The 13,293-nt window shown below is 53.8% G+C and carries 10 protein-coding genes and 3 tRNA genes; 11 read left to right on the top strand and 2 right to left on the bottom strand.

Going from position 1 to position 13,293, the window contains the following annotated elements; genetic code table 11:
• Positions 1-80: 80 nt before the first annotated feature.
• From SCD_RS08790 to SCD_RS08745, 10 genes are all read left to right on the top strand, one after another.
• Positions 81-165, top strand: a tRNA-Leu gene (locus tag SCD_RS08790).
• Between the two features lie 39 nt (positions 166-204).
• On the top strand, positions 205-1,512 hold the full coding sequence (tig, locus tag SCD_RS08785) for a trigger factor (RefSeq protein WP_009204779.1): 1,308 nt from the start codon (positions 205-207) through the stop codon (positions 1,510-1,512).
• On the top strand, positions 1,512-2,141 hold the full coding sequence (gene clpP / locus SCD_RS08780; protein WP_009204778.1) for an ATP-dependent Clp endopeptidase proteolytic subunit ClpP: 630 nt from the start codon (positions 1,512-1,514) through the stop codon (positions 2,139-2,141). The genes tig and clpP overlap by 1 nt, the downstream gene beginning before the upstream one ends.
• A gap of 28 nt (positions 2,142-2,169) precedes the next feature.
• Complete coding sequence (gene clpX, locus SCD_RS08775; protein ID WP_009204777.1) at positions 2,170-3,435, top strand: ATP-dependent Clp protease ATP-binding subunit ClpX; 1,266 nt, start codon at positions 2,170-2,172, stop codon at positions 3,433-3,435.
• A 136-nt stretch (positions 3,436-3,571) separates the two neighbouring features.
• Entirely contained in the window at positions 3,572-5,983 is a 2,412-nt protein-coding gene (lon, locus tag SCD_RS08770) for an endopeptidase La (protein ID WP_009204776.1), read from the top strand.
• A 240-nt stretch (positions 5,984-6,223) separates the two neighbouring features.
• The gene (locus tag SCD_RS08765; protein ID WP_009204775.1) at positions 6,224-6,496 is read left to right on the top strand and encodes an HU family DNA-binding protein; all 273 of its coding nucleotides are present in this window, start codon (positions 6,224-6,226) and stop codon (positions 6,494-6,496) included.
• An 8-nt stretch (positions 6,497-6,504) separates the two neighbouring features.
• A tRNA-Val gene (locus tag SCD_RS08760) sits at positions 6,505-6,580 on the top strand.
• A gap of 29 nt (positions 6,581-6,609) precedes the next feature.
• Positions 6,610-6,686 (top strand) — tRNA-Asp (locus SCD_RS08755).
• 69 nt (positions 6,687-6,755) lie between these two features.
• A complete protein-coding gene (locus SCD_RS08750; protein WP_009204774.1) occupies positions 6,756-8,627 on the top strand; it encodes a SurA N-terminal domain-containing protein in 1,872 nt (623 codons plus the stop codon).
• 186 nt (positions 8,628-8,813) lie between these two features.
• On the top strand, positions 8,814-9,191 hold the full coding sequence (locus SCD_RS08745; RefSeq protein ID WP_009204773.1) for a DsrE/DsrF/DrsH-like family protein: 378 nt from the start codon (positions 8,814-8,816) through the stop codon (positions 9,189-9,191).
• Here SCD_RS08745 and SCD_RS08740 read toward each other — a convergent pair.
• Complete coding sequence (locus tag SCD_RS08740; protein ID WP_009204772.1) at positions 9,181-11,769, bottom strand: response regulator; 2,589 nt, start codon at positions 11,767-11,769, stop codon at positions 9,181-9,183. The two genes, SCD_RS08745 and SCD_RS08740, sit on opposite strands and share 11 nt — an antisense overlap.
• Positions 11,770-11,846: 77 nt before the next feature.
• Between SCD_RS08740 and SCD_RS08735 the strand changes: the two genes are divergently transcribed.
• Complete coding sequence (locus SCD_RS08735; protein ID WP_023506916.1) at positions 11,847-12,734, top strand: patatin-like phospholipase family protein; 888 nt, start codon at positions 11,847-11,849, stop codon at positions 12,732-12,734.
• On the opposite strand, the gene SCD_RS08730 is transcribed toward SCD_RS08735, so the two are convergent.
• Entirely contained in the window at positions 12,694-13,224 is a 531-nt protein-coding gene (locus SCD_RS08730) for a C40 family peptidase (RefSeq protein WP_009204770.1), read from the bottom strand. The two genes, SCD_RS08735 and SCD_RS08730, sit on opposite strands and share 41 nt — an antisense overlap.
• Positions 13,225-13,293 lie beyond the last annotated feature (69 nt).

The following is a 13,293-nucleotide window of genomic DNA, read 5'->3' as shown; positions in this document are numbered from 1 at the left end:
AGGATGGCTCGCGGAACAAGTGAAGCTGGAAACTGATAAGCTGACAGCCGATCATTGAATATATTACACTATAGGTTTTTGCGAAAGTGGCGGAATTGGTAGACGCACTGGATTTAGGTTCCAGCGCCGCAAGGTGTGGGGGTTCGAGTCCCCCCTTTCGCACCAGACATGCAACAGTCATTAATTTAGAGGGATAGACAGGTAATGGAAACGACTACGGAAAACTCCAGCTCACTGCAACGCACGCTTAACCTGGCCGTTTCGCTCGCCAGTATGGAAGCGGAAGTGGGTAACAGGCTGAAACGGCTGGCGCGCACGGTCAAGATGGATGGTTTCCGTCCCGGCAAGGTGCCGATGAAGATTGTGGAGCAGCAGTACAGTGGCCAGGTACGCCAGGAAGTCCTGGGTGAGGCGGTGCAGAAAAACTTTTCCGAAGCAGTCAGGGCGCAGAACCTGAAAGTGGCAGGCTATCCACGGATCGAGGCCAAGCCGGCCGAGGGCGAGTCCAAGGATCTGCAATTTGCTGCGACTTTCGAAGTTTATCCTGATGTAGTGGTAGGTGATGTCAGCGGGGTAGCGATCGATCGCCCGCAGGTGGTGGTTGGTGATGCCGAGGTTGATAAAACTATCGAAATCCTGCGCAAGCAGCGCGTGAGCTATGTGCTGGCCAAGCGCAAAGCTGCAACTGGCGATCAGGTCGAGATCGACTATCGCGGCACCCTGAATGGTGAAGAATTCCAGGGCGGTCAGGCCAAGGATTATAAGCTGGTGCTGGGCGAAGGTCATACGCTGAAGGATTTTGAAGAGGCTATCCTTGGCATGACGGCAAGCGAGAGCAAATCGTTTGAATTAACCTTTCCAGATGATTATCATGCCAAGGAACTAGCCGGGAAAACCGTGACTTTTGCGGTGACGCTGAATCAGGTGGCGGAGCCGAAACTGCCGGAAGTCGATGCGGATTTCGCCAAGTCGCTGGGTGTATCGGACGGCAATCTGGAAACCATGCGCAGCGAAATCAAGGCCAACCTGGAACGCGAGGTGAAAAAGCGCATTGACGGCCGGGTCAAGGAGCGCGTGATGCAGGCTCTGCTCGACGCGACACCGTTCGAGCAGCCCAGATCTATGATCGAGATGGAGATCGACCATCTCCGCCAGCAGGCAGGCGAAGATTTGCGTGCCCGTGGATTGAGCGCCAGCGGCGATATTTCGCTGCCGGCCAATTTGTTCGAGGATCAGGCGCGCCGCCGCGTCAGCCTTGGCTTAATCATGTCTGAGCTGGTTAATGCGAACCAGTTGCAGGCCAAGCCCGAGCAGGTGCGTGAACTGGTGAATGAGCTGGCGCAAAGCTATGAGCAACCGGAGCAAGTGCTGGCTTGGTATTATGGTGAACCGAATCGCCTAGCCACAGTCGAATCTTTGGTTATCGAAGACAATGTGGTCAAATGGGTGCTGGAACGCGCCAAAGTGGTGGAAGTTAATTCCGCCTTTGATGAACTGATGGGGAATAATTAATGATTCATAGTCAGAACTGGGAGCCGCAAAACCTGGGTATGGTCCCGATGGTGATCGAGCAGAGTGGGCGAGGCGAACGTGCATTCGACATTTATTCTCGACTGCTCAAGGAACGGGTGATTTTTCTGGTGGGCCCTGTCAATGATGTGACGGCCAACCTGATCGTGGCGCAGATGCTGTTCCTGGAATCGGACAATCCTGACAAGGATATTTTCTTCTACATCAACTCTCCGGGTGGTTCGGTCAGTGCTGGCATGTCGATTTACGACACCATGCAGTTTATCAAGCCGGATGTCAGCACGCTCTGTCTGGGCCAAGCGGCTAGCATGGGTTCATTTTTGCTTGCGGCCGGCGCCAAGGGCAAACGCTTCTGCCTGCCGAACTCCCGTGTGATGATTCATCAACCATCGGGTGGTTTCCAGGGTCAGGCCTCCGATATTGAAATCCATGCCAAGGAAATCCTATACTTGAGACAGCGTCTGAATACGATGCTGGCTCAGCACACCGGCCAGTCCGTTAAAACCATTGAAAAAGACAGCGACCGTGATAATTTCATGAGCGGTGATGAAGCGGTTAAATATGGGCTGGTGGATAAAGTTCTGGCGAATCGAACCGATATTACTGGTTGATGCCCAAAATATTTGAGGAAAACTGAATATGTCTGATAAAACCGGCGGCGAAAAACTGCTTTACTGCTCGTTCTGCGGCAAAAGCCAACATGAAGTGCGTAAATTGATTGCCGGCCCGTCCGTGTTTGTCTGTGACGAGTGCGTCGAACTGTGCAACGACATTATTCGCGAGGAGGCACAGGGCGACCAATCGGCAAAGGGCGGTGCTTCCGACTTGCCTGTGCCTCAGGAAATCTGCCAGATGCTCGACGAATACGTGATCGATCAGCCGAAGGCGAAGAAAATCCTCTCTGTTGCTGTTTACAATCACTACAAGCGGCTCAAGAACAGTTCCAAGACCGATGAGGTCGAACTGTCCAAGAGTAATATCCTGCTGATAGGCCCAACGGGATCCGGTAAGACGCTGCTGGCCCAGACCTTGGCGCGCATGCTCAACGTGCCATTCGTTATTGCCGATGCGACTACCCTGACTGAAGCGGGTTACGTTGGTGAGGACGTCGAAAACATCATCCAGAAATTGCTGCAGAAATGTGATTACGATGTTGAGAAGGCGCAACGTGGCATTGTCTACATTGATGAGATCGACAAGATTTCACGCAAATCCGACAATCCCTCGATTACCCGCGATGTGTCCGGTGAAGGCGTGCAACAGGCACTGCTCAAGCTGATTGAGGGTACTACTGCCTCGGTGCCTCCGCAGGGCGGACGCAAACATCCGAATCAGGAGTTCGTTCAGATTGATACCACCAACATCCTGTTTATCTGCGGTGGTGCGTTTAGCGGCCTGGATAAGGTGATTCGAATGCGCTCCGAGAAGGGCGGTATAGGCTTTGGCGCCGAAGTGAAGAGCAAGGACGACCGCAAAGAAATAGGTGCTGTGCTGCGTGACGTCGAACCCGAAGATCTGATCAAGTTTGGTCTGATCCCGGAATTTGTCGGTCGCCTGCCCGTTATTGCGACCCTCGAGGATCTCGACGAGCATGCTCTGATGCGCATCCTGACCGAACCCAAGAATGCCCTGATCAAGCAGTATCAAAAACTCTTTGCGATGGAAGGTGTCGAACTTGAGTTCAGGGAAAATTCGCTGCTCGCCATTGCCAAGAAAGCGTTGGCGAGAAAGACTGGCGCCCGTGGCTTGCGTTCGATTCTGGAACACACCCTGTTGGATATCATGTACGACCTGCCTTCCATGAGTAATGTCGCCAAGGCAGTAATCGACGACGGAGTGGTTAGTGGGGAGAATCAGCCGATTCTGATTTATGCCGATCAGCCGAAGGTGGCCGGCACAGCCTGATGTTTTGCCGCCGCTTCCCCAGCGGCGGCTTGTTTGGCTCTTTCTGTTGGCGGCGTTCGAATTTTCTCAGATGCACTTGAATTGCCGCAAGTCGTCCCTACCTTTGTAACTGTAAGTTAAATTTCAGGTGGAGCCCATGACTGTACACAATGACACGTTAGATCAACCCGTGAAACTGCCGCTGTTGCCGCTACGCGACGTGGTGGTGTTCCCGCACATGGTGATCCCGCTATTCGTAGGTCGTCCCAAGTCTATCAAGGCGCTGGAAACAGCCATGGAGTCCGGGAAGCACATCATGCTGGTGGCGCAAAAGTCCGCCGCCAAGGATGAGCCTGTACCAGAGGACCTGTACGAGGTTGGCTGCATGGCCAGCATCTTGCAGATGCTGAAACTGCCCGATGGCACCGTCAAGGTGCTGGTGGAAGGCAGTCAGCGCGCCCAGGTCACTAAATTTTCTGATGCCAAGACCCACTTCGTCGCGGAAGCCGACCTGATCACGCAGGAAGATGGTGAAGAAAACGAGATCGAGGCCTTGCGTCGCGGTCTTTTCGCGCAGTTCGATCAGTACGTCAAGCTCAACAAGAAGATTCCCCCCGAGATCCTCACTTCGCTCGCCAGTATTGATGAGGCGGGGCGCCTGGCTGACACTATTGCCGCTCACCTGCCGCTCAAGATCGAGCAGAAGCAGGAAATCCTGGAAATGGTTAGCGTGCAAAAACGCCTGGAGCACATGCTCGGCATTCTGGATGCGGAAATCGATATCCTTCAGGTGGAAAAGCGCATCCGTGGTCGTGTCAAACGCCAGATGGAAAAGAGCCAGCGCGAGTATTATCTGAACGAGCAGGTTAAGGCGATCCAGAAAGAGCTGGGCGATATGGAAGAAGGCTCTGATCTGGATGAACTGGAAAAGAAAATCAAGGCCGCTTCCATGCCCAAGGAGGCATTGGCCAAGGCTGAATCCGAATTGAAAAAACTGCGCCTGATGTCACCAATGTCTGCAGAGGCGACGGTGGTACGCAACTTCATTGATGTTCTGACCGGATTGCCGTGGAAGAAGAAAACCAAGATCAGCAAGGATCTGAAGGCTGCCGAAGCAGTGCTGGAGAAGGATCATTATGGTCTGGAGAAGGTCAAGGAGCGTATTGTCGAATATCTGGCAGTACAGCAGCGTGTGGATAAATTCAAGGCGCCGATTCTGTGTCTGGTTGGCCCACCAGGGGTAGGCAAGACCTCCCTGGGTCAGTCAATCGCCCGCGCAACCAATCGAAAGTTTATCCGCATGGCGCTGGGCGGTGTGCGTGACGAAGCCGAGATTCGAGGGCATCGCCGCACTTACATCGGTTCCATGCCGGGCAAGGTGTTGCAGGGCATGACCAAGGTCGGCGTGCGTAATCCACTGTTTTTACTTGACGAAGTGGACAAGATGGGGGCGGACTTCCGTGGAGACCCCTCCTCTGCGTTGCTGGAGGTGCTCGATCCGGAGCAGAACCATACCTTCGTCGACCATTATGTCGAGGTGGAATATGACCTGTCCGACGTGATGTTTGTCGCCACTTCTAACTCCTTGAACATCCCCGGTCCGCTACTCGACCGGATGGAGGTGATTCGGCTTTCTGGCTACACCGAGGACGAGAAGATCAACATCGCGATGCGCTACCTGCTACCGAAGCAGCTGAAGCTGCACGGACTTAAGGATGAAGAGGCCAGTATCGCCGAAAGTGCTGTGCGCGATATCGTTCGTTATTACACCCGCGAGGCGGGCGTGCGTAGCCTGGAGCGGGAAATCGCCAAAATCTGCCGTAAGGTGGTTAAAGCGCTGTTGCTCAGAAAGGGCAAAGGCAAAATTGCGGTGACCTCGCGCGGCCTTGATAAGTATTTGGGTGTGCGCCGTTACAGCTACGGTATGGCAGAGCAGAACAATCAGGTTGGCCAGGTGACGGGTCTTGCCTGGACCGAAGTGGGGGGCGAGTTGCTGACCATTGAGGCGGTGGCGCTGCCTGGCAAAGGAAAAATGATCACCACGGGCAAGCTTGGTGAAGTGATGCAGGAATCGATTCAGGCCGCACTTTCCGTGGTACGTAGCCGCTCACGTGCGTTAGGTATCCCCGAGGATTTTTACCAGAAGAACGATGTCCACATTCACCTGCCGGAAGGCGCCACACCTAAGGATGGGCCCAGCGCGGGTGTTGCCATTACCACCGCGATGGTATCCATACTGACCGGGATTCCGGTGCGTGCTGATGTCGCGATGACCGGCGAGATCACGTTGCGTGGTGAGGTTTTGCCGATCGGTGGGTTGAAAGAGAAACTGCTGGCGGCTCACCGTGGCGGGATTAAAACTGTCTTGATTCCGCATGAGAACGTCAAGGATCTGGTTGAGATCCCTGATAACATCAAAAATCGGTTGGATATCCACCCAGTCAAGTGGATCGACGAAGTGCTCGGTTATGCACTCGAGCGCAAGCCGGAGGCGCTGCCAGAGGAGGTTGCATCTACGTCTATTCCACCGGTTGAAGAAAAGGCAAAGGACGCCGTCATCAAGCATTAACTCGCAACGCGCTTCATTCAAAGCCAATCCGGCAATTCGCCGCCCGGATTGGCTTTTTTATCGGCATGAAAACGCTCATGTTTATTGTCAATTATTTGCTGGCTGCCCGGAACCCCTTAATTGACGCCGTTAAATTAGATTAATTTTGCGGAAACCGCTTGACACATGGTTTTGCGGCTTGTTATAAAGTGTGTGCAGGACTCAACCTGTTTCTCAAACCAAATAGAAAGGGGACTACACGTGAACAAATCCGAGTTGATTGATGCAATCGCTAAATCCGCCGATATGTCCAAGGCTGCTGCTGGCCGTGCTCTGGACGCTACTATTGGCGCCGTTAAAGTCGCGCTGAAAAAGGGTGATATGGTTACCCTGGTTGGTTTTGGTACGTTCTACGTCGGTACACGCGCCGCTCGCAATGGCCGCAATCCCCGCACCGGCGCAACCATCAAGATTAAGGCAGCTAAAGTGCCTAAGTTCCGTTCTGGCAAAGCGCTGAAGGATGCTGTAAACTAGCGAACTTCGGGTGCTTAGCTCAGTAGGTAGAGCGTCGCCCTTACAAGGCGAATGTCGGCGGTTCGACCCCGTCAGCACCCACCATTATTATTTTGAAGTCTTTATAGGTACATGGAGTGGTAGTTCAGTCGGTTAGAATACCGGCCTGTCACGCCGGGGGTCGCGGGTTCGAGTCCCGTCCACTCCGCCATACATGGGCGAACTCTGTTTCGCCCATTTTTTTTGTGTTTCCCCGCAATGGGGCCGAGGTGTTCGTAATATGCTGGAAATCATTCGAGATCGCGCCCAAGGACTGATCGCCAAGGTCATCATTGGCCTGATTACAATTCCTTTTGCGCTATGGGGGGTCGACTCCTACATACGCGGTGGTGACAAGGCCGATAATCTGGCTAAGGTGGATGGTCATGAAATTACCAGACAGGAATTCGGCCAGGCTTTAAAGGAGCAACAGGAGCGGATGCGTGGTGCGATGGGCGAGCGTTTCGATCCGGCCATTCTGGATCGTCCTGAAGTCCGTCAGTCGGTCCTGGATGGATTGGTTCAGCAGCGCTTGCTGGCCACGGAGGCTAACCGCGTCGGATTTAATCTGCCCGATACACTGCTTGCCTCTATTATTGCCGAGATCCCGGAGTTTCAGCAGGAAGGCAAATTTTCTCAGGCTCAGTATGAATCCATGATACGTGCCCAAGGCATGACCCCTACTGTTTTTGAGAATCGTCTGCGCCAGAATCTGGTGATTCAGCAGCTGTTAGAGGGATTATCTCATGGCGTTGCAGCGCCACACACCGCAGAGGACATGATTGCGCGACTTGCGGAACAGCAGCGTGAAATCAGCCAGGCTATGCTGACGCCAGAACAATACATGATTCAGTTGAAAGTGAACCCCGCCGACGTCAAAGCCTACTATGAAAAGCACCGTGACGAATTCCTTGTTCCCGAGCAGGCCCGGCTTGATTATGTGGTCTTGTCGGTGGATGAATTACAACAGCAGATGGTTATCAGCGATGAAGAATTGAAGAAATATTATGACGAACATAGCGCCCAATATAATGATCCGGAGCAACGCAGAGCGAGTCATATTCTGATTGCAGAACGTACCCAGGCAGAGCAGATCCTGAAAGAATTAAAACAGAACCCGGCAAAATTCGAGGATCTCGCCAGACAGTACTCCAAGGATCCGGGTTCTGCAGTCAAAGGAGGAGATCTGGGTTATTTCGCACGTGGTGCAATGGTTAAGCCGTTTGAGGATGCCGCGTTTGGCATGAAGGGCGGGGAAATCTCCGGCCTGGTTCAGTCCGATTTCGGTTTTCATATCATTAAACTGACAGCGATCAGGCAGGGCGGCGCGCGCAGCTTCGATGAAGTCAGGGGGGCGATCACGCAGGAACTGAAGAAACAGAAGGCGGTCAAGAAATTCGCCGAACTGGCTGAAACCTTCAGTAATACGGTTTACGAACAGCCGGACAGCCTCAAACCAGTGGCTGACGCTCTGAAATTAAAAGTTCAGTCTAGCCAGTGGATCAGTAAAAAAGGGACGGACATACCCTTGCTGAAGCATCCCAAGCTTTTGCAGGCTGTGTTTTCAGAGGATTCTCTCAAGCTTAAACGCAACACGGAAGCGGTTGAGGTCGCGCCGAATACGTTGGTGGCTGCGCGGGTGACAGAATTCAAGACTGCTAGCTATAAGCCGTTCGAAGAGCTGAATACTGAATTGGCCAAGCGCCTGCTACGCGAACAGGGCAATGCCATGGCGGTGAAACAGGGCAAGGATGCGTTAGCTAGCCTGCAGAAAGGGGATGCGGTTGCTGATTTGAAATGGGGTGCGACTATCCTGATCAACCGTGAAAATGCTTCCAGTATGGGCAAGGACGTGTTGAACCAGATTTTCCGGGCGGACTCGGGCAAACTGCCGGCCTATACGGGTATCGAGAGCCCCAAGGGCGGGTATCTATTGATAAAAGTAAGTAAGGTTGTCGAGCCTGGCGCAATCGATCCGGAAAAAAAGAAATCCTATGCCAATCAGTTGAGGCAGGCAATTGCACAAGAATATTCTGCTGCCTATCTGGCGAGCCTGAAGCAGAAGGCGGACATCAGCATTAAGAAAGAAAAGCTGGAAAAGGTTGAGCATTAAAGAAATTGTCGCAACAAGTGCAGGCTTAACGAAGGGCGAGGCCCACCAGCCATCAGGCGGTGGGCCTTTTTTAATGGTGGATGCGCCACTGGTTTTGGTGATATTTTGAAGTGCTCGCCCAATAAGCCACAGGCATTGCCGGTGCATAATTGACGCGTCGCGTCAAATCGGGTACGGTATTTAGCTATGGCTGATAAACTTGCAATCATGCTGCTGACGGTCGATCCGGATCATCCTCATGTGTGCGGTACGCCGTTTTTCCAGGCAGCAGCAGCAGCTGCGATGGATGTGGAGGTCGAGATTTATTTTGCCAGTCGTTCTGTGCGCCTGTTGATCAAGGGTGTGGCTGAGGATATTTTCCCCAGTGACAACCGGACAAAATCAGTCTACGGTTTCATGAAGGATGCTTCCGAACTCGGCGTCAAGTTCTTTGCCTGCGGCGGGGCGATGGAGCCTTGCGATGTGACACAGGAGGAACTGGTGCCGGAATGCACCGGCATTGCCGGCGCAGCGACCTTCGTTACTCGGGTCATGGATGACGACTGGAAGACGATTACCTATTGAGTAATGGACTCTGTGCATTCTGGTGGGCAAAAAACAGAACACGGATGAACGCTGTTTCCATCTGCTCCATAACTTCTTCAGCTTGCTCCCAGGCTCCAGTCCTGATTGCCTGTTCAGCTTCACGTGCCAGATCGGCCATTTTTCGCGCAGCGATATAAGCTGATGCTCCCTTGAGTTCGTGGGCGGCCTTGGCGCCTGCGACATCCTTGCGCTCGATCGCGGCCTTAAGTCTCTTCAGGAGCGATGGTGTTGTGTCGAGATAAAGCGCCATCAATTCCTCAACGATTTTACGATCCTGATTGAACGTGTTGTATAGGTGTTCAAGATCGACAGGCGCCATCTCTGTAGACGTGGATGCTGTGTTGTCTTCCAGTTGTGGCAGCCATATTTTAAGTGTTGACTCCAGATCTCCTGGTTCCAGTGGTTTTATCAGGTAATCATCCATGCCTGCCGCCAGGCATTTTTCTCGGTCACCGTGCATGGCGTTGGCGGTAATGCCGATAATCGGAACTCTTTTTGCGTGCGCGGCTTTTTCGCGGCGACGTATTGCGGCAGTGGCCTCGAATCCATCCAGTTCTGGCATCTGACAGTCCATCAGCACCAGGTCATAGCAACTTTTTGCCAGCGCTTCCAGGGCTTCACGTCCGTTGCTGGCACTTTCGGCCTGAAGCGCTAGTTTATTCAGCATGTAGAGCACGACCTTGCGGTTGACCAGGTTGTCTTCTACGATCAGGATGCGCGCCGCAGGCGAAATTTTCGCGGCGGGGCGAAGCGTCGAGTCGGTATGACGGTCGCGTACTGGTTGCTCCGCACCAGCCAGGACAGCTGCAAGCTTATTCATGCGCACCGGTTTGGTGAGCATGACGTCGATGCCGGCTGCGATTAGCTCTTCCTGGTGGGAACGTAACGTAACAGGTGCCAGCAGCACCAGACGTGGTGATGCCTGCCCGGCATCGTTCTTGATCAGGCGCGATAGAGTGGTGATGCTGTGGTCGGGCAGGGTGGAGTCGAGGATCACCAGGTTAAACATGGTTTCTTCATCCTGCGCGGCATGCAGCTGTATTAAGGCTTCTTCGCCGTTAGTAACTACGGCACAGGGGACTTGCCAGAATTCGAGTTGATGTTCCAGAATGGTGCGGCAATTGGCGTTGCCGCTGGCGATGAGCACGCGCAACCCGTGCAGGCTGATATCGGGCTCGACCGGAACTGAACGCCCCGGCTGCCTGCCCAGGTGCAGTCGGAACCAGAAGGAGCTGCCCTGTCCGGGACTACTGTCCACACCGATTTCACCACCCATCATCACGGTGAGTTGTTTTGAGATGACCAGACCGAGTCCGGTGCCGCCGTGCTTGCGGGTGGCAGATCCGTCTCCCTGGGAGAAAGACTGGAACAGGCGCTGATGGCCTTCCTCGCTAATGCCGATGCCAGTGTCAATAACCTCGAAACGCAACGTTACAACACCGGCTTCTTCCTTCTCGGGGATTACCTTCAGCAGCACTTCGCCGGCATCGGTGAATTTAACTGCATTGGCGGTCAGGTTGGTGAGAATCTGGCGCAAGCGCCCGGCGGCACCGCGAAGGCGGAACTCGTGTCCGGGTGGAATGTCGTAGAGTAATTCGAGATCTTTGCATTGTGCTTGACCCGCCAGGAGTTCCGCTACTTCCGCAACGATCTCGCGCAGGTCGAAGTCCTCTGTTTCCATCTCCAGTTTGCCGGCCTCGATCTTGGAAAAATCGAGGATGTCATTGATGATGGCGAGCAGAGATTCCGCTGAGGTGCGCACCGTCTCGGCATAATCCCGCTGCTCCGGAGTCAGCCGGGTGTCGAGCAGCAAAGCGGCCATGCCGAGGATGCCGTTCATTGGAGTGCGGATTTCATGACTGACGTTGGCGACGAATTCGGACTTGATGTTGGCAGCGTGCTCAATTTCGTGGGTATGCTGCGCGGCACGGCGGGTGACCAGAATGGCGATGCCGATGCCGAGAAGTAAAGCAGAAGCACCCAGCAAGAGCATCAGCATTCGAGTTTCTCGGTAAGCCTGAGCCGCTTCCTGCGCTGCTTTATTCGTCGCTTCGCGTTGCAACTTGAGCAGGTCGTCCAGCTCGCGTAAAAGTCTCTTTTGTGCCGGGATGGTTTCATGCTGCAGCACGTCGAAGGTCGATGGATCGTGTGCCATGGCGAGTTCTATTGTTTTGATGACCAGGGGTTGGGTAGTCTGGGTGAGATTACTAATTTCAGTCATGACCAGCTTTTCTGCCATGCTGGAGACCATTTGATCCAGCTTCTGCCGGGCGACAGCAAAATTTTCTCCATAACTGTAAAAGCGTAGGCGCTCGCTATCCTGCTCGAACGGATCTTTTAGCACTACGATGGTATGCATGCTGACAGCCCGTTCCCGTAAGGAATCACGCATGACGGTGGCAAGCTCGGTCTTGACGTTATTTTCTTCGACAATATGTTCCAGTCGCTCGTTGATTGCGGCCATCTGGTGCAGGCCCACCAGTGTAAGAGCGAACATCAGCAAGAGCACCAGCGCGAAGCCGGCACCCAGACTGAATTGCGAGTTTTTGGCGATCATGCCTGAGCCTTGTAGGGTATAAACGATGGACGACTGATTTTACCTTACAATTACGTTTTTAAATTTATTGCGATTTCATGTTCACACGAGCTTTCTTTCTGTTGGTACTGATCCTTTCTGGCTGTGCATTACTACCGTCAACCGCCGAAACATCCCTCCCCAAAGTTCAGCCCATCGCCAGGCTGCCGCCGAAAATCGTGCTGGTGCTGGGCGGTGGCGCAGTGCGCGGGTTTGCCCACATTGGCGTGATCAAGACGCTGGAGGCGCATGGCATCGTGCCTGACATGGTGGTGGGGACCAGTGCCGGCAGCGTGGTCGGGGCGCTGTATGCCGGTGGTTACAGCGGATTCGAGCTGCAGAAAATTGCTTTTCAGCTGGAACAGGAAAGCGTGGGGGATTGGGTGCTGCCGGACCGGGGCTTCATCAAGGGTGAAATGCTGCAGAATTTTATCAACAAGGCGTTGCAGAACCGCCCCATCGAGCGGCTGAGTAAGCCATTTGCTGCTGTCGCCACTGAATTGCAGACCGGCGAGATGGCGGTGTTCCGTCGTGGCAATACTGGCATGGCGGTGCGTGCATCGAGCAGCATTCCTGGTGTGTTCCAGCCGGTCAAAATCGAGGGCAGGGAATATGTGGACGGCGGCCTAGTTAGCCCGATCCCGGTCAGGGCTGCACTTAATATGGGGGCGGATATCGTGATCGCAGTAGATATCTCGGGCAAACCGAAGAATGTCCGGCTCAACGATACCATCGATATCTTCCTGCAGGCCTTCAGCATCATGGGACAGACTATCGGGCGCTATGAACTGGCCGAAGCAGACGTAGTAATCCGGCCGCAAACCGGCATGATTGGTGCAACCGAGTTTGACCAGAAGCATCTGGCCATCATGGAGGGGGAGAAAGCGGCGCTAGCCGCACTGCCGCTTATTCGTTCGAAGCTGCAGCAAAAGGCAAGCGGGAAGTAACTACACGGCGGGCACCGTTGAAACGCTTGACCCAGTAGTTTTCCTTCATGTCGACGACTTCGACGCCGCGCCCGGTCACCGAGGCGTGAACGAACTTGTTTTCACCGAGGTAAATGCCGACGTGGGAGTAGGTGTGGCGCATGGTATTGAAGAACACCAGGTCGCCGGGCTGGAGTTCTGAAATGGCGATTTTCTGGCCGAACAGGCTGATGGCGCGGGCGTTGTGCGGCAAAATCAGACCGGCGGCTTGCTGGTAGACGTGGCTGACGAAGCCGCTGCAATCCAGACCGGTTTCAGGTGACTTCCCACCGTACTTGTAATTGACTCCCACCAGGCTCAGCGCATACATCAGCGTTTCCGACGCTTTGTCGATCGAACTGGCGAATGCGGTTTGTTGGGGCACTGCAGCGCCAAAGCCGTCGGCTGTGCTAGCCATGCTAGCAAACAACAGGAATCCGCCGAGCAGGAAAGTTTTGTAGGAGGGCATCATTCTTACTTATGAGGGGATGTGGGTATTTTAATGATTACTGTCTTTTCGTCAAGAAAACCTCCTGAAAAT

It is taken from the genome of Sulfuricella denitrificans skB26 (assembly GCF_000297055.2).
Classification (GTDB): Bacteria; Pseudomonadota; Gammaproteobacteria; order Burkholderiales; family Sulfuricellaceae; genus Sulfuricella; species Sulfuricella denitrificans.
This window is presented reverse-complemented; position numbering and strand designations above follow the sequence as displayed.

Bases quoted from the DNA above. Each gene is read 5' to 3' on its own strand.
- tig (WP_009204779.1), top strand. From the start codon at position 205: ATGGAAACGACTACGGAAAACTCCAGCTCACTGCAACGCACGCTTAAC.
- clpP (WP_009204778.1), top strand. From the start codon at position 1,512: ATGATTCATAGTCAGAACTGGGAGCCGCAAAACCTGGGTATGGTCCCG.
- clpX (WP_009204777.1), top strand. From the start codon at position 2,170: ATGTCTGATAAAACCGGCGGCGAAAAACTGCTTTACTGCTCGTTCTGC.
- lon (WP_009204776.1), top strand. From the start codon at position 3,572: ATGACTGTACACAATGACACGTTAGATCAACCCGTGAAACTGCCGCTG.
- SCD_RS08750 (WP_009204774.1), top strand. From the start codon at position 6,756: ATGCTGGAAATCATTCGAGATCGCGCCCAAGGACTGATCGCCAAGGTC.
- SCD_RS08745 (WP_009204773.1), top strand. From the start codon at position 8,814: ATGGCTGATAAACTTGCAATCATGCTGCTGACGGTCGATCCGGATCAT.
- SCD_RS08740 (WP_009204772.1), bottom strand. From the start codon at position 11,769: ATGATCGCCAAAAACTCGCAATTCAGTCTGGGTGCCGGCTTCGCGCTG.
- SCD_RS08735 (WP_023506916.1), top strand. From the start codon at position 11,847: ATGTTCACACGAGCTTTCTTTCTGTTGGTACTGATCCTTTCTGGCTGT.
- SCD_RS08730 (WP_009204770.1), bottom strand. From the start codon at position 13,224: ATGATGCCCTCCTACAAAACTTTCCTGCTCGGCGGATTCCTGTTGTTT.